Genomic DNA, 16,069 nt, shown 5'->3' with positions numbered 1-16,069 from the left:
CGCGGTTGTGCTAGTCGCTAAATTGAATTTGTGCAAGGGTTCTGCTGCGTGGCATACAACCGCATACCGTTTTTCGTAACGTCCAAGAGGCGCGATTTCACCCGATTCAGGAAGGCCGCATGATCGAGTTGAACTTGATGTTTTTTGCCGTGGCGATTCCCGCCGTAATCTTCGCGGGGATATCCAAGGGCGGCTTTGGGTCCGGGGTGGCCTTTGCTTCCTCGTCGATTCTGGCGCTGATGCTGACGCCGGGGCAGGCATTGGCGCTGATGCTGCCGATCCTGATGGTGATCGACGTGGCCACGCTAAAGCCCTACTGGAAACGCTGGAGCTGGCCGGATTCGCGCTTGTTGATCCTTGGCGCTGTGCCCGGCATTGCACTGGGGGCTTGGCTTTATCGTGTGACCGATGACGACCTTTTGCGTCTTCTGATCGGAGGGATCTCAGTCGGGTTCGTGATCTGGCATGTGGCGCAAAGCAAGGGCTGGATTCGTGGTTTTGCCAATCGGCTACCGCCCTCAGCCGGGCTTTTCGCCGGGTTGGTTGCCGGATTCACCAGTTTCGTAAGTCATGCAGGCGGCCCGCCCGCCGCCGTCTACCTGTTGTCGCAGCGTCTGTCGAAGACCGAGTTTCAGGCCAGCACCGTCTTGGTATTCTGGATCATCAACGCGGTGAAATTCGTGCCCTTCGCCTATCTCGGGCTGTTCACATGGCACACGGCGCTGGCAGATTTGCTACTGGCCCCATTCGCCATTCTTGGTGCGTGGCTGGGCGTTCGGGCGCATTTCATGATGTCCGAGCGCCTGTTCTTTGGCGTCGCCTACGTCCTTTTGACCCTGACGGGCAGTAAATTGATCTGGGACGCGCTGACCTAAACATTGGGCGGCAGAGCCTCGGTTACGTCCTCATAGGCTTGACCCGATGCGATAAGGCAAGTCACCCCGTCCGGCAGCGTCACCGTAATCGTCCAACTGCCGCTCGAGTCCGAGGCATAGACCTCCATAACAGAGCCTTGCCGCGCAATGCCGATGCCGCGCCGCGTTTCGCCATAGTTTTCGGCCAGCCGTTGTATGATGTCCTCGCGGGGTGCGCAGTTTTGTGCCTGAACCTGCTGGGCGGCGAGAACCATGATGCCCAGCCCCATCGTCATCTTGAACAGTGTCTTTTTCATTGTCGCACCCTTTCGATTCCAACTGCGCAAAAGGGTGGGGGCGATGCACCGAAATCTGGTTAAACAAACGCACGTTGCGTCGCGTATGCTGCAATGCGGCGATTTTGCCCTTGAACTTTCCGACAAAAAATGCCCCATTCCGCGCAACTTTATTTCAAGAGGGAGAGGCCAATGGACCCCCGTCAGCGCCCCTATCGTTCTGTTCTGTATATCCCCGGTTCCAAGGATCGGGCGCTGGACAAGGCACGCACCCTGCCGGTGGACGCGATCATCTTTGATCTGGAAGATGCCGTCGCCGCCGATGAGAAAGAGAACGCGCGCGAAACGCTCAAGGCGGCTCTGGCGGCGGGCGGATATGGCGCGCGGGTCAAGATCGTGCGGATCAACGGGCTGGACACCGAATGGGGCCGCGCCGATGCCGAGGCCGTGCGGGACATGGATGCGGATGTGGTTCTGCTGCCCAAGGTGAATTCAGCCGCGGATGTGGACGCGCTGGCCGCGATCACCGGCGATATCCCGATCTGGGCGATGATGGAGACCCCGCGCGGGATGCTTAACGCCGCCGAGATCGCGGCGCATCCGCTAATGGCGGGCTTTGTGATGGGCACCAATGATCTGGCCAAAGAGTTGCAGACCCGGTTCCGCCCCGATCGCCTGCCTCTGATGACCTCTCTGGGCCTGTGCCTGTTGGCCGCCAAAGCCGAAGGGCTGATCATCGTGGATGGCGTCTATAACGCCTTCAAGGATGACGAAGGTCTGGCCGCTGAATGTACGCAGGGCCGCGATATGGGCTTTGACGGCAAAACCCTGATCCACCCGGCGCAGGTCGAGATCACCAACGCGGCCTTCGCTCCGTCCGAGGCCGAGATTGATCTGGCCCAACGTCAGATTGCAGCCTTTGAAGAGATCGAGGCGCAAGGGCAGGGCGTCGCTGTGGTGGACGGCAAGATCGTTGAAAATCTGCACGTTGCAACCGCCCGTGAAATTCTGGCAAAAGCTGAGGCAATCTCAATTTTGCAAGCGGGGTAAGCCAGCATGGGCTTTGTACTTCTGATCCTCGGTGTGGCGCTTTGGTGGGCCGCGCATCTGTTCAAACGCGTGATGCCAGCGCAGCGCGCGGCGATGGGAAATGGTGGCAAAGGCGCGGTGGCGCTGGCGTTGGTGGCGGCGATCTTGCTGATGATCTTCGGCTATCGCATGACCGATTTCATCTATGTCTGGGCACCGCCTTCTTTCATGGTCCATATCAACAACCTGCTGGTGCTGATCGCCATCTTCATGATGAGTCCCGCTGGCAAAAAGGGCCGTTTGCTGAACAAGATGCGCCACCCGCAACTGGCCGGTTTCCGCGCTTGGGCCTTTGCGCATTTGTTGGTGAATGGCGATCTCGCCTCGATCATCCTGTTCGGTGGCCTGTTCCTGTGGGCGCTGGCCGAAGTCGTGGTCATCAACCGCGCAGAACCCGATTGGACACCGGGCGAACCCGGAACCTATGGCAAGGACGCGATGTTCTTTGTGGCCTCGATCGTGCTGCTTGGCGTGATCGGCTATGTTCACGGGCTGGTCGGTCCGTCTCCGTTCCCCTCGTAAGGAGTTTGAAGGATGGCAAAACTCTATCGTCTGCTGACCGAAGAGGATACCTCGGCCTTTTGCCACAAGGTGTCCGACGCGCTGGCAAAGGGGTGGGATCTATATGGCGACCCGTCCTATGCCTATGACGCCGCCAACAGCGTGATGCGCTGTGCGCAGGCCGTGACCAAAGAGGTCTCGGCCGACTATTCACCCGATATGAAACTGGGACAGCAATAATGGTAAAAACCAATCCGGGCCGCTTTTTCGAGGACTATTCCGTCGGGCAGGTGCTGCACCACGCAGTGCCACGCACCGTGACCAACGGCGAGCGCGCGCTGTATCACGCGCTCTACCCCGCCCGCCACGCGCTGTATTCTTCGGACGAGTTCGCCCGGGCGTCTGGTCTGCCGCAAAGCCCGCTGGACGATCTGGCGGCGTTTCATGTGGTGTTTGGCAAGACTGTGCCGGATGTCTCGCTGAACGCGGTGGCCAATCTGGGCTATGCCGAGGGGCGCTGGTTGAAACCGGTTTACGCGGGCGACACGCTGCGGTCGGAATCTGAGGTGATCGGGCTCAAGCAGAACTCGAACGGCAAGACCGGGGTTGTTTATGTACGGACCCGTGGCCTGAACCAGCGCGACGAACCTGTCATGGAATATGTTCGTTGGGTCATGGTGCGGAAATCCGACCTCGACGCCCCCGCACCGGAAGTGGTCGTGCCTGAGCTGAAAAAGGCACTGGATCCGAAGGATTTGGTTATTCCAGAAGGGTTGGATTTCTCGAGCTACGACTTTGCCCAAGCGGGCGAGGCGCATCGTTGTGGGGATTACGAGATCGGTGAAAAGATCGACCATGTGGACGGCGTAACTGTCGAGGAGGCCGAGCATATGCTGGCCACCCGCCTGTGGCAAAATACGGCCAAGGTGCATTTCGACCTGACTTTCCGTCCCGACGGTCGCCTGATCTATGGTGGGCACGTGATTTCGATGGCGCGGGCCTTGTCGTTCAATGGACTGGCGAACGCTCAGATGATCGTTGGCCTGAACGCTGGTGCACATGCAAACCCCTGCTTTTCAGGTGATACCATCAAGGCTTGGTCCGAGGTTCTGGAAAAGGCCGAAACGGGTGTGCCTGGCGTTGGGGCTATACGCCTGCGGTTGGTGGCCACCAAGGGCGGAGAGCCTTTCGAGCTGAAAAACGAAGATGGGCGATATATGCCCAGCGTCTTGTTGGATCTCGACTACTGGGCCTTGATCCCGACCTGATAAGAACCACCCACGTTGAAGTGATCGCGGTCGGCAACATTCGTGCTAGGCTGCGATCATGCTCTTGCTTCGTTCAGTCGCCGCCTGCATTTTCCTGACGCCTCCGGCCATGGCGTGCGATTTGGCTTTGGCTTTGGCCGTTGACGTTTCAGGGTCCGTTGATACTGGCGAATACCGCATACAGATGGATGGTCTTGCCGCCGGGTTGCGCGACCCTGTCGTCTCAGAGGCGCTTGTCCGCGGGCAGGCCCGCTTGATGCTGGTGCAATGGACAGGTACCTCGCGCCAGAAGGTCACGATCCCCTGGACGCGCATAGACAGCTTTGAAACACTTGATGCCTTTGCAAACCAAGTGGCCTCTGACCCTCGGGTCTGGAGGAATTTTTCAACTGCTATTGGCGAGGCGCTTGAAATGACGCTGACAAGTTTTAGCGCCGTGTCCGAGTGCAAGCGCCAACTTATTGATATCTCGGGTGATGGGATTTCAAATGAAGGGGTCGAGCCGACAGAGATACATTCCGTTCTGCGTCGTCACGGTGTGACAGTGAACGCGATCGCCATCGAGGAAAGCGAACCGGACCTGACCGCGTATTTCTTTGAGAATGTGATCGTCGGCGAAGGTGCATTTGTGGTTTCGGCTGCAGGGTTCGAGGACTATCCCGAGAGAATCCGTAAAAAACTTCTGCGAGAGGTCACTCAGCAAACGGCTGGATTGGAGTGACTCCGGCAAAGATTCGGAGGTCAGGACGCTAACACTGCAACCAGACGGAATCATTTGTGATCACGTCAATATTTGTGTGATCACAATTTTGGAATATCCGTCGTTTTGGGTCAATTATGGGCTTTTTTGCAGATGCAGCACGTGACAGAACGGCAAAAAACAGTAAAACCATCGGAAGCCAACCGAAAAGGAGCCGCCATGGCCGATGTTAATCGGGGCAATCGCCCGTTATCGCCTCATCTGTCGATTTATCGTCCACAGCTGACTTCGGTCACATCCATCCTGACCCGTATTACAGGAAACGCCCTGCTCGTTGCTGCGCTGCTGATTGTGTGGTGGTTTCTGGCCGCCGCGACCTCACCCGAGGCATATGCGCGCGCAAACTGGTGGCTGACCTCGGTCATTGGGGATCTGGTGATGGCTCTCTCTCTTTGGGGGCTGTGGTATCACACTCTGGCTGGTGTACGGCATCTGATCTGGGACAATGCGGTTGGGCTTGATCTGCCCACAGCCCAAAAACTGGGTTGGGCCGTCGTGATCGGTTCGGTCGTTCTGACCCTGCTGACCCTGCTTATTGTCGCTTGAGGAGGCCAGACATGCGTTATCTTACGGACCGTAAACGTGCGACCGGCCTTGGTTCGGCCAAAACCGGGACAGCACATTTCTGGAGCATGAAGGTCAGCTCGGTGGCTTTGCTGATCCTTGTCCCGCTGTTCATTTTCACATTTGGACCGGTTCTGGGCCAACCTTACGACGTGGTGCTGGATTACTATTCGCGCCCGTTCCCAGCGATTGTGGCGGCGCTGACGCTCGTGGTCGGCTTCAAGCATTTTGCTGAAGGTGCTCAGGTGATGCTTGAGGATTACGTCCACGGCACGATGGAAAAAGTTCTGATTATCCTGACCACCTGCCTGTCCTACGGCGCGGCAGCGGCTGGCATTTTCGCCATCGCGCGCATTGCCCTCTAATTCCCGGAGCTGAAAGAAATGGCTGCATACGAATACGAAACGCACGAATATGACGTGGTCGTTGTCGGCGCTGGCGGGGCAGGTCTGCGGGCCACCCTTGGCATGGCCGAGCAAGGGCTGCGCACTGCCTGTGTGACCAAGGTTTTCCCGACTCGTTCGCACACAGTTGCGGCGCAGGGCGGTATTGCTGCGTCCCTGTCGAACATGGGGCCGGACCATTGGCAGTGGCACATGTATGACACCGTCAAGGGATCGGACTGGTTGGGTGACACCGACGCGATGGAATACTTGGCGCGTGAGGCACCAAAGGCGGTTTATGAGCTGGAACACTACGGCGTTCCGTTCAGCCGGACCGAAGAAGGTAAGATTTACCAGCGTCCCTTCGGTGGCCACACCACCGAGTTTGGCGAAGGCCCAGCTGTGCAGCGCACCTGCGCCGCCGCAGACCGGACTGGTCACGCGATCCTGCACACGCTGTACGGTCAGTCGCTGAAGAACAATGCCGAGTTCTATATCGAATATTTCGCCATCGACCTGATCATGTCCGATGACGGGCAATGTCAGGGCGTCGTCTGCTGGAAGCTGGACGATGGCACGATGCACGTTTTCAACGCCAAGATGGTGGTGCTGGCGACCGGCGGCTATGGCCGCGCCTATTTCAGCGCGACCTCGGCCCATACCTGCACCGGCGACGGTGGCGGCATGGTGGCCCGTGCGGGTCTGGCCCTGCAGGATATGGAGTTCGTTCAGTTCCACCCGACCGGCATCTACGGCTCGGGCTGCCTGATCACCGAAGGCGCACGGGGTGAGGGCGGATACCTGACCAACTCGGAAGGTGAGCGGTTCATGGAGCGTTACGCGCCTCAGTACAAAGACCTGGCGCCGCGCGACTATGTCAGCCGCTCGATGACGATGGAGATCCGCGAGGGGCGTGGCCACGGTGACAATGGCGACCACATTCACCTGAACCTCAGCCACCTTCCAGCCGAAGCGCTGGCCGAGCGTCTGCCGGGTATCTCGGAATCGGCCCGCGTCTTTGCAGGAGTTGATGTCACCAAAGAGCCGATCCCGGTTCTGCCGACTGTCCACTACAACATGGGCGGTATCCCGACGAACTATTGGGGCGAAGTTCTGAACCCGACCGCCGATGATCCGACCGCTGTTGTGCCGGGCCTGATGGCCGTAGGTGAGGCCGGATGTGCCTCGGTCCACGGTGCAAACCGTCTGGGGTCCAACTCGCTGATCGACCTCGTGGTGTTTGGCCGCGCGGCTGCGATCCGGGCAGGTAAGGTTGTCGATGCCGGCGCGTCGAACCCGGTGTTGAACCTGGCTTCGGTCGATAAGGCATTTGACCGGTTTGACGCTGTTCGCAACGCCAGCGGGTCAATCCCGACGGCTGATCTGCGGCTTGAGATGCAGAAAACCATGCAGGCCGACGCTGCCGTGTTCCGGACCGCCAAGACAATGGCCGAAGGCGTCGAGAAGATGACGGCCATCGCCGCCAAGATGGATGACCTCAAGGTTACTGACCGCTCGTTGGTTTGGAACAGTGATCTGATGGAAACGCTGGAACTCACCAACCTGATGCCAAGCGCACTGGCCACAATCGTAGGGGCCGAGGCGCGCAAGGAATCTCGTGGTGCGCACGCGCATGAGGACTTCACCGAGCGTGACGACGAAAATTGGCGCGTTCACACGGTTAGCCGGGTTGAAGGCAACAAGGTCGAGCTCAGCTATCGCCCCGTTATCGTCGATCCTCTGACCACCGAGGATAAAGGCGGCATCAGCCTGAACAAAATCGCGCCCAAGGCGCGGACGTTCTAAGGAGAGGAACTTATGGTACAACTGACCCTCCCCAAGAATTCCCGGATCACCACCGGTAAGACATGGCCAAAGCCCGAAGGCGTAACCAATGTGCGCAAGTTCCAGATTTATCGCTGGAACCCGGATGACGGACAGAACCCGCGCGTTGATACGTATTTCGTTGATATGGATAGCTGCGGCCCGATGGTTCTGGACGCGCTGATCAAGATCAAGAACGAGATTGATCCCACGTTGACCTTCCGCCGGTCCTGCCGCGAGGGGATTTGTGGATCGTGCGCGATGAATATCGACGGGATCAACACGCTGGCCTGTATCTATGGCATGGATGAGATCAAGGGCGACGTGAAAATCTATCCGCTGCCGCACATGCCGGTGGTCAAGGATTTGATCCCCGACCTGACGCATTTCTATGCGCAGCACGCCTCGATCATGCCGTGGCTGGAAACCAAGACCAACCGGCCTGCGAAGGAATGGAAGCAGTCTATCGAAGACCGCAAAAAGCTGGATGGCCTGTATGAATGCGTGATGTGCGCAAGCTGCTCGACCTCTTGCCCCAGCTACTGGTGGAATGGTGACCGCTACCTTGGCCCCGCAGCCCTGTTGCATGCTTATCGCTGGATCATCGACAGTCGGGACGAGGCAACGGGTGAGCGTCTGGATGAGTTGGAAGACCCGTTCAAACTGTATCGCTGCCACACGATCATGAACTGTGCCAAGACCTGCCCGAAAGGTCTGAACCCGGCCAAGGCAATCGCCGAGATCAAGAAGATGATGGTCGAACGCGCGGTTTAAGTTGCGCGCAAAATCAGCGCTTGCCGCATTGCGGCAAGCGCATGGCGAGGTTGCAAAACAATGCGATGTGGCCTCCCCTGCTCGGCACTATCTTGCGCGCAGGGAGGAGTGATTCAATCGAAGAAGGATCGCTCCGATGCAGGACCAAAACATCAAGACCAAAGCAGACGAGGCGTTGGAAGCGCTGGAACAGGCTTGGGCCTACTACACGCCGCAACCTTTAGTGTCTGAGATCCACGAACCAGACCTGTTTGAATACGCCAACGCCGCTTGAATTCATGTACAGATTGGGCAATGCATGAGCATGCCCATTCTGTTGCTATTACTAGCCGCTGGCGTTTTTGCGTATTTCATCTGGCGGTCCCGGACATCATCTTTGACACGTGACTGCCGATGGCGTCAGCACCGCAAGGAAGGTGTCTGGGTCTGCGCCTATTGCGGTGCACAGCAGGATGGGGCGGATACCCCGAAAACCTGCCTGAGGAAATAATCCCTAAAGGGCGCCCTAAGCGCCCCTTCCCGGTTCAGGCAGCGTTTGGAAACGCAGCACGCAGCGCGATTTCAACCATTTCGCCAAAGCTGCTTTCCCGTTCGGAGGAGGGCAGAGCCTCACCGGTCAGCAAATGATCGGAAACGGTCAGAACGGCCAAAGCCCGGCACTTGTGTCGCGCTGCCAGAATATAAAGCTCGGCCGCTTCCATTTCGACGCCAAGGATGCCGTGACGGACCATCTGTTCGTTCAGGTCGGGCCGCTCGTCATAGAACACGTCCGAGGAATAGATCCCCCCGATATGGGTCGGCGTGCCACTGGCCTCGGCAACTTGGGCCGCGGCTTGCAGCAGACCCCAATCCGCGCAGGGGGCAAAGTTGAGTTCCTTCATGATGCCGCGCGACGGGGTGCTCAGCGTTGTAGAGGTCATCGCCAGGATAACGTCACGGACTTTGACACTGTCTTGCATCCCTCCGCACGATCCGATCCGGATCAGGGTTTTGGCTCCGAAATCGCGAATTAGTTCGTTCGCGTAAATCGACAATGACGGCATTCCCATTCCGCTACCTTGAATGGAAACCGGGTTCCCTTTCCAGGTTCCGGTGAAACCCAACATGCCGCGCACATTATTGACTTGTTTTGCGTCTTCTAAAAACGTTTCTGCGGCCCATTTTGCCCGATAAGGATCACCCGGCAATAATACTGTTTCTGCGATTTCGCCTTTTTCGGCGCCAATATGGATTGTCATCTTGTTTCAAATCCCGATCAGATTTCCAGGTCCGAGATACTTGCGCCAGACTTAAGCGCGTCGTGTATCCACTGCGGCTTGCGCCCGCGACCGGACCAGGTCTGCGAGGGGTCGGCGGGGTTGCGATACTTTGCCTTGGCTTTAGAGCCTTTCCCCATGGCAGCCCCTTCTGCTGCCAAATCTGACAAAGAGAAACCGTATTGAGCGGCCGCCTGTTCCGCAGCCTTCAGCGCTTCTTGCCGTTCGCGTATTTCCGCTTTTTTAAGCGCCTTTTCGATCTGATCACGCAGTTTAATTAATTCCTTGCGCGACAATTTTTCCAGATCAATTCCCATTTTTATTCTCCATGCCAAAGTCAATAGGGCCGTATCCCTAGCGGCTTATATAAATTACAGGCATGGTTTTTACCCATCCCCTTTTGAAATGGGAATAGGTTTTTAGAAAACGGAAAGTAAAAGGGCTGTTATTCAGCGGCCATATTTTGTGGATCGGCCAAGGTGATAATATCGCCCATTATCGCGTTCAGCTCAAAATTCTTGGGCGTGTAGATCTTGGCAACACCCATTGCCTTCAACTTCGCCGCGTCTTCGTCAGGAATGATCCCGCCGACCACAACCGGAACGTCGCTCAAACCCGAGTCCCGCAGACGGTCTATGACGTCCTGCACCAGCGGGATATGACTGCCGGAAAGGATCGAAAGGCCAATCACGTGGGCCTTGTCGTCAATCGCGGCGGTCACGATTTCCTCGGGCGTCAGGCGAATTCCTTCATAGCTGATATCCATGCCGCAGTCGCGCGCGCGGAAGGCGATCTGTTCCGCCCCGTTGGAATGGCCGTCCAGACCCGGCTTGCCGACAAGGAATTTCAGACGGCGGCCCAATTGGTCACTGACCGCGTCAACGGCGGCACGCAGGTCATCAAGCCCCTCGGTCTTGTTGGATACGGACCCTGAAACGCCGGTCGGCCCGCGATATGTGCCGTAGACCTTGCGCATTTCCTCGGCCCACTCACCCGTGGTGACACCTGCTTTGGCGGCGGCAATTGACGGTTCCATGACGTTGGCTCCGGTCTGCGCCGCGTTGCGCAGTGCAGTCAGGGCTGCGGTGACTGCCGCGTCATCGCGTTGGGTGCGCCATTCGTTCAGGCGGTCGATCTGTTCTTGCTCAACCGCCGGATCGACAACCATAATACCGCCATCTTCGGTCTGAAGGGGAGAAGCCTCTCCGTCGGTCCATTTGTTCACGCCGACCACAACTGTTTCGTTCCGCTCAATCCGGTTCAGGCGTTCGGCATTGGAATCGACGAGGCGGGACTTCATGTACTCGATCGATGCAACCGCACCGCCCATCGAATCCAGGTTGGCCAGCTCTGCGCGCGCGCCGTTTTTCAGCTCTTCCACTTTGGCGTCTACGGCGGGGTTGCCCTCGAACAGGTCTTCATATTCCAGCAGGTCGGTTTCATAGGCCAGAATTTGCTGCATCCGCATGGACCACTGCTGATCCCACGGGCGCGGCAGGCCAAGCGCTTCGTTCCATGCGGGGAGCTGTACCGCTCGGGCGCGGGCTTTCTTGGACAGGGTCACAGCCAGCATCTCAATTAGAATACGGTAGACGTTGTTTTCAGGCTGCTGTTCCGTCAGGCCCAAAGAGTTCACCTGCACGCCATAGCGAAAGCGGCGGAACTTGGGATTTTCGACACCGTAACGGTCCTGCAGAATCTCATCCCACAGGTCCACAAAGGCGCGCATCTTGCACATCTCGGTCACAAACCGGATGCCTGCGTTCACGAAGAACGAAATTCGACCGCAGAGCGCTGGGAAATCCTCGGCCGGAACGCGTGGGCGCAACTCGTCCAACACAGCGATTGCGGTGGCCAGCGCATAGGCCAGCTCTTGTTCGGGTGTCGCGCCTGCCTCTTGTAGGTGATAGGAACACACGTTCATCGGGTTCCATTTCGGCACGTTGGAATAGCAATACTCGGCCACATCCGCGATCATCTTGAGCGACGGTTTCGGCGGGCAAACGTAAGTGCCGCGGCTCAGGTATTCCTTGATCAGATCGTTCTGAACGGTCCCTTGCAGTTTCGATACATCTGCGCCCTGTTCCTCGGCCACCGCAATATACAGCGCCAGCAACCACGGCGCAGTCGCGTTGATGGTCATCGAGGTGTTCATCTGCTCCAGTGGAATCTGATCGAACAGAACCCGCATGTCCCCCAGATGGCTGATCGGCACGCCCACCTTGCCAACCTCGCCGCGTGCCAGAGTATGGTCGCTGTCATACCCGGTTTGCGTCGGCAGATCGAAAGCCACGGAAAGCCCGGTCTGACCCTTGGCCAGATTCCCACGATACAGCGCGTTCGATGCCTTGGCTGTGGAATGACCGGCATAGGTTCGGATGAGCCAGGGGCGATCTTTCTGCGTCTGCGTCATAACGTGCCTCATATCTCAGGTGGGTAAGAAAATTACGTTCATGGGTTCTAAAGCGCAATTTTCGGGATATGTCAATTCGCTGCGTCGCGGCATTCAGGGTTCTTCTGATTGTAGGACGCAACGTTTGCTGGCAGGGTGCGCGCATGACTCAGACCGTGGAACTTCCGCTTTGGCTGTTTTTGCTGATCCTGGTGTTTGCCGCGGTCACGCTGGCCTCGCATTTTCTGTTCCCATCCGTGCGCTGGTTCTTTCGTCGCCGACTTGAGCGAGCGGTCAAGCGGTTGAACAAACGCCTGCAGCGACCGATCCAGCCCTTCAAGCTGGCCGAGCGGCACGACAGGATTCAGCGCCTTATCTATGACCCGCAGGTTGGGAAGGCGGTGCAGGATCGCGTGCGGGAAATCGGCGTTCCCGAAGCGGTGTCTTTCGAGCAGGCCAGGCGCTACGCCCGCGAGATCGTGCCATCGTTTTCCGCCGTTGCCTATTTCAGTGTCGCAATCCGTTTGGCCCGGATGTTGAGCAATGCATTTTACGACGTGCGGCTTAGTTATCAGGACGAAGAAGCCGTCAAGAATATTGATCCCGATGCGACGGTTGTTTTTGTCATGAATCACCGCAGCAACATGGATTACGTTCTAGTCACCTACTTGGCGGCGCATCAATCGGCCCTGTCCTACGCGGTGGGTGAATGGGCGCGGGTGTGGCCGCTCAGCAGGCTCATTCGCGCAATGGGCGCCTACTTTATCCGCCGAAAATCAGGCAGCGAACTGTATCGAGAAGTGCTTGCCTGCTACGTCCGGCAAGCGACCGAGGCGGGCGTGACCCAGGCGATGTTTCCCGAAGGGGGGCTTAGCCTGACCGGTGCTTTGGGCAGGCCAAAACTGGGTTTGCTCAAATACCTCATCGACGGGATCAAGCCCGGAGGCAAGGATGTCGTCTTTGTTCCAGTTGCGCTGAACTATGATCGCGTGCTGGAAGATACGATTCTGACAAAGGCCGCGCTTGGCAATCAACGACGCTTCCGCGCCAGGATCGGAGTAATCACGATGTGGATACTCAAACAGATCGGGCGAAAGCTGGTCGGGCGCTACAAGCGATTCGGCGTGGCCTCGGTCCGATATGGGCAGCCGATCTCACTACAGGCGTTTCAGGCGGACAAGGACAAGGATGTGACGACAGACCTGGCGCGAGAGCTTATGGCGCGCATCAGGGATGCGATTCCATTGGTGCCAGTTCCTGCTGCCTGCTGGCTGATCCGAGAGAAAGGTGGGATGCCGGAAGATGAGGCGCGGACGCTGATTGCCGATCTTATGCGACGTGACGGAACTTTGGACGTTCTGGATCAGGCTTCAATCGTGGCCGCGCTGGACCAGTTGGTTGAGCGTCGGATTTTGAAACGCGAGAGTGGAAAAATTTGTCAATCAGGACAACGTGTTGACCTTCTTGAATACTACGCAGCTTCGGCCCCGCTGAATGAAAATGCGAAGCATGCTGCGGATGCAAAGGGAATTTCTGCATCCGCTGGGTCATAAAATTACAAAATGACCCCAAAATCTATTGCAATATTTCTCAAGGCCCAATATCTCATCACTTAATGCAAGCGATTCTGCATCGCGGCGAATGATTAGAACAAAGGAGGCCAACATGGCTCTGGACACCGACAGCGGTATCGCGTCCTACGACGCGCCGGAAAAAGACCTCTATGAGATGGGCGAAATCCCTCCGATGGGGTTTGTTCCAAAGAAAATGTATGCGTGGGCGATCCGCAAAGAGCGCCACGGCGAGCCGGACACGGCGATGCAGCTAGAAGTGGTCGACGTCCCCAAGCTGGACAGCCACGAGGTGCTGGTTCTGGTGATGGCCGCCGGTGTGAACTACAACGGCGTCTGGGCGTCGCTTGGTAAGCCGATCAGCCCGTTTGATGGCCACGGTCAGCCTTTCCACATCGCCGGTTCCGATGCATCGGGCATCGTTTGGGCCGTTGGTGACAAAGTGAAGCGCTGGAAAGTGGGCGACGAGGTCGTAATCCACTGCAACCAGGATGACGGTGACGACGAAGCGTGCAACGGCGGCGACCCGATGTATTCGGACAGCCAGCGGATCTGGGGTTACGAGACACCGGACGGATCGTTTGCACAATTCACCAACGTGCAGGCACAACAGTTGATGCCGCGTCCCAAGCACCTGACTTGGGAAGAAAGCGCCTGCTACACGCTGACTCTGGCCACTGCCTACCGGATGCTGTTCGGGCACGAGCCTCATGATCTGAAGCCCGGTCAGAACGTACTGGTCTGGGGTGCTTCGGGCGGTCTGGGCTCCTACGCGATCCAGCTGATCAACACCGCAGGTGCGAATGCGATCGGTGTGATCTCGGACGAGAGCAAGCGTGACTTTGTGATGGGTCTGGGCGCCAAGGGCGTTCTGAACCGCAAGGACTTCAACTGCTGGGGTCAGCTTCCCACGGTAAACACGCCGGAATATGCCGAGTGGTTCAAAGAGGCCCGCAAGTTCGGCAAGGCGATCTGGGACATCACCGGCAAGGGCGTGAACGTTGACATGGTCTTTGAACACCCCGGTGAAAGCACTTTCCCGGTGTCGACCTTCGTGGTGAAAAAGGGCGGCATGGTTGTGATCTGTGCCGGCACAACTGGCTATAACCTGACCTTCGACGTGCGTTACATGTGGATGCACCAGAAGCGCCTGCAGGGTTCACACTTTGCGCACCTAAAGCAGGCGTCGGCTGCGAACCAGTTGATGGTCGAGCGTCGTCTGGACCCCTGCATGTCCGAAGTGTTCTCGTGGAATGAACTGCCCGAAGCGCACATGAAGATGATGCGGAACGAGCATAAGCCCGGCAACATGTCGGTTCTGGTTCAGGCACCTCGGACTGGTATGCGTACCCTGGAAGAAGTTCTGGACGCGCGCGGCTAAACACTCTGCAAGCCAATCATCGTCGCCCGCGAACCGTCATTTCGGTTCGCGGGCGTTTTCATTTTTGCCTATATTAAATGATTACAGGGTCTTACTGGTGAGGCTCCCGCTATTTTAGGGGAGTAGAAACCGGTGAATATGGCAAAAAATATAACACATGCTATAGTTGTATTAACCCTTCGTTAACTGTTTCGGAGTGACTTTGGATGGCGAAAAATGAGTGGATACTGGACGTGTTGTCGGACCTCAACGCCTTCGCTGTTGAGAACGGCCTGACCGCGCTTGCCGAACAGTTGGATGACACCAAACTGATCGCCGCAGCCGAGATCGCGTCCGCGAAGCATGAGGCACGGGCACCCGCGGATGGGAATACAACTCGATTTGAGCCAGGTTCTGGAGGACTTGGAAAACACCAACACGCTTGACGAACTTGGCGAAGTCGCCATTCGGCTGCGCGACCGGTTGCAGATCGAACATCTCGTTTATCATTGGGTAGACGGTGCCGGTGATCAATACGGCTATACAACCTATCCTGATACCTGGGCCGAACGGTACCGTGAGAAAAACTACCATCGAATTGACCCCGTGATTTTGGGGTGCTTCCAACGGTTCCATCCCGTCGACTGGAAAACATTGGATTGGTCGGGAAAGGTCGCGAAGAATTTTCTTAGGGATGCTTTGGAGCACGGAGTGGGTAACCAAGGCTATTCGATCCCGATCCGCGGCCCCAACGGGCAATTCGCCCTGTTTACAGTGAATCACTCTTGCGATGATGAAACCTGGAAAGGCTTCATGGAAACGCACGGGCGCGAACTGATCCTGATCGCGCATTTTTTCAATCGAAAAGCGCTGGAGTTTGAAAGTGACAGGCAGCCGGATGCGCCGCGCGGACTGTCGCCCAGAGAAGTGGATTCAATGACCTTGCTGGCGCTGGGCTATAACCGGGCGCAGGTGGCACATTCCCTGTCAATTTCAGAGCATACGCTGCGCGTCTACATCGAGAGTGCGCGCGCAAAGCTCGGGGCGCAGAACACCACCCACGCCATCGCCACGGCTCTGAGCCGAGGATTAATAGTGGTTTAACGGTCGGGCGCTCCTCGAACGGGAAATTAACTACGGCTTTGTACCCCCTTCGTTCCTGCACAGGACGACAAGG

The 16,069-nt window shown here is 57.4% G+C and carries 19 protein-coding genes; 15 read left to right on the top strand and 4 right to left on the bottom strand.

Annotated features, from left to right (window positions below):
* Nucleotides 1–119: 119 nt before the first annotated feature.
* Complete coding sequence (locus ACR0KS_RS09475; protein ID WP_170563597.1) at nt 120–875, top strand: sulfite exporter TauE/SafE family protein; 756 nt, start codon at nt 120–122, stop codon at nt 873–875.
* Here ACR0KS_RS09475 and ACR0KS_RS09470 read toward each other — a convergent pair.
* Nucleotides 872–1,171 (bottom strand): hypothetical protein, encoded by a 300-nt coding sequence (locus ACR0KS_RS09470; protein ID WP_170563594.1) that lies wholly within the window; start codon nt 1,169–1,171, stop codon nt 872–874. The genes ACR0KS_RS09475 and ACR0KS_RS09470 overlap by 4 nt on opposite strands.
* Nucleotides 1,172–1,342: 171 nt before the next feature.
* Here ACR0KS_RS09470 and ACR0KS_RS09465 point away from each other — a divergent pair, with 171 nt between their 5' ends.
* The 10 genes from ACR0KS_RS09465 (at nt 1,343) to ACR0KS_RS09420 (ending at nt 8,587) form a co-directional block, all read left to right on the top strand.
* On the top strand, nt 1,343–2,200 hold the full coding sequence (locus ACR0KS_RS09465) for an HpcH/HpaI aldolase/citrate lyase family protein (protein WP_170485071.1): 858 nt from the start codon (nt 1,343–1,345) through the stop codon (nt 2,198–2,200).
* A gap of 6 nt (nt 2,201–2,206) precedes the next feature.
* Nucleotides 2,207–2,761, top strand: a complete 555-nt coding sequence (locus tag ACR0KS_RS09460) for an NnrU family protein (protein WP_170563591.1) — start codon at nt 2,207–2,209, stop codon at nt 2,759–2,761.
* A 12-nt stretch (nt 2,762–2,773) separates the two neighbouring features.
* Entirely contained in the window at nt 2,774–2,980 is a 207-nt protein-coding gene (locus tag ACR0KS_RS09455) for a DUF1737 domain-containing protein (protein WP_170387510.1), read from the top strand.
* The gene (locus ACR0KS_RS09450; protein WP_170563589.1) at nt 2,980–4,008 is read left to right on the top strand and encodes a MaoC family dehydratase; all 1,029 of its coding nucleotides are present in this window, start codon (nt 2,980–2,982) and stop codon (nt 4,006–4,008) included. The genes ACR0KS_RS09455 and ACR0KS_RS09450 overlap by 1 nt, the downstream gene beginning before the upstream one ends.
* Nucleotides 4,009–4,066: 58 nt before the next feature.
* On the top strand, nt 4,067–4,729 hold the full coding sequence (locus tag ACR0KS_RS09445; RefSeq protein WP_170563586.1) for a DUF1194 domain-containing protein: 663 nt from the start codon (nt 4,067–4,069) through the stop codon (nt 4,727–4,729).
* A 198-nt stretch (nt 4,730–4,927) separates the two neighbouring features.
* Nucleotides 4,928–5,314, top strand: coding sequence for a succinate dehydrogenase, cytochrome b556 subunit (sdhC, locus tag ACR0KS_RS09440; RefSeq protein WP_170563583.1), 387 nt, complete (start codon nt 4,928–4,930; stop codon nt 5,312–5,314).
* Nucleotides 5,315–5,325: 11 nt separating this feature from the next.
* Nucleotides 5,326–5,697: a succinate dehydrogenase, hydrophobic membrane anchor protein gene (gene sdhD / locus ACR0KS_RS09435; protein WP_170563580.1), complete on the top strand. Its 372-nt coding sequence runs from the start codon at nt 5,326–5,328 to the stop codon at nt 5,695–5,697.
* Nucleotides 5,698–5,715: 18 nt separating this feature from the next.
* Nucleotides 5,716–7,521, top strand: a complete 1,806-nt coding sequence (gene sdhA, locus ACR0KS_RS09430; RefSeq protein ID WP_170563577.1) for a succinate dehydrogenase flavoprotein subunit — start codon at nt 5,716–5,718, stop codon at nt 7,519–7,521.
* Between the two features lie 12 nt (nt 7,522–7,533).
* Nucleotides 7,534–8,313, top strand: coding sequence for a succinate dehydrogenase iron-sulfur subunit (locus ACR0KS_RS09425; protein ID WP_170563574.1), 780 nt, complete (start codon nt 7,534–7,536; stop codon nt 8,311–8,313).
* A gap of 136 nt (nt 8,314–8,449) precedes the next feature.
* Entirely contained in the window at nt 8,450–8,587 is a 138-nt protein-coding gene (locus ACR0KS_RS09420; protein ID WP_170563571.1) for a hypothetical protein, read from the top strand.
* A gap of 250 nt (nt 8,588–8,837) precedes the next feature.
* Here the strand turns inward: ACR0KS_RS09420 and deoD are convergent, their stop codons facing one another.
* The 3 genes from deoD to ACR0KS_RS09405 all read right to left on the bottom strand — a co-directional run bounded on the left by deoD (nt 8,838) and on the right by ACR0KS_RS09405 (nt 11,982).
* Complete coding sequence (gene deoD, locus ACR0KS_RS09415) at nt 8,838–9,551, bottom strand: purine-nucleoside phosphorylase (RefSeq protein ID WP_170563567.1); 714 nt, start codon at nt 9,549–9,551, stop codon at nt 8,838–8,840.
* A 17-nt stretch (nt 9,552–9,568) separates the two neighbouring features.
* Nucleotides 9,569–9,886: an H-NS histone family protein gene (locus tag ACR0KS_RS09410; RefSeq protein WP_170563564.1), complete on the bottom strand. Its 318-nt coding sequence runs from the start codon at nt 9,884–9,886 to the stop codon at nt 9,569–9,571.
* Between the two features lie 128 nt (nt 9,887–10,014).
* The gene (locus tag ACR0KS_RS09405; protein WP_170563562.1) at nt 10,015–11,982 is read right to left on the bottom strand and encodes a protein meaA; all 1,968 of its coding nucleotides are present in this window, start codon (nt 11,980–11,982) and stop codon (nt 10,015–10,017) included.
* Nucleotides 11,983–12,125: 143 nt separating this feature from the next.
* On the opposite strand from ACR0KS_RS09405, the gene ACR0KS_RS09400 reads away from it, so the two are divergent.
* The 4 genes from ACR0KS_RS09400 to ACR0KS_RS09385 all read left to right on the top strand — a co-directional run bounded on the left by ACR0KS_RS09400 (nt 12,126) and on the right by ACR0KS_RS09385 (nt 15,996).
* Nucleotides 12,126–13,514 carry a 1-acyl-sn-glycerol-3-phosphate acyltransferase gene (locus tag ACR0KS_RS09400; protein ID WP_170563561.1) on the top strand — a complete coding sequence of 463 codons (1,389 nt, stop codon included), beginning with the start codon at nt 12,126–12,128 and terminating at the stop codon, nt 13,512–13,514.
* A gap of 112 nt (nt 13,515–13,626) precedes the next feature.
* A complete protein-coding gene (gene ccrA, locus ACR0KS_RS09395) occupies nt 13,627–14,913 on the top strand; it encodes a crotonyl-CoA carboxylase/reductase (RefSeq protein WP_170387533.1) in 1,287 nt (428 codons plus the stop codon).
* Between the two features lie 206 nt (nt 14,914–15,119).
* On the top strand, nt 15,120–15,338 hold the full coding sequence (locus tag ACR0KS_RS09390; RefSeq protein WP_170414643.1) for a hypothetical protein: 219 nt from the start codon (nt 15,120–15,122) through the stop codon (nt 15,336–15,338).
* Nucleotides 15,277–15,996, top strand: a complete 720-nt coding sequence (locus tag ACR0KS_RS09385; protein ID WP_170485045.1) for a LuxR family transcriptional regulator — start codon at nt 15,277–15,279, stop codon at nt 15,994–15,996. The genes ACR0KS_RS09390 and ACR0KS_RS09385 overlap by 62 nt, the downstream gene beginning before the upstream one ends.
* Nucleotides 15,997–16,069: the final 73 nt, after the last annotated feature.

The organism is Ruegeria sp. BC7 (genome assembly GCF_056539165.1).
The sequence above is the reverse complement of the archived record's forward strand: the minus strand, read 5'-3'. Positions and strand labels throughout refer to the sequence as shown.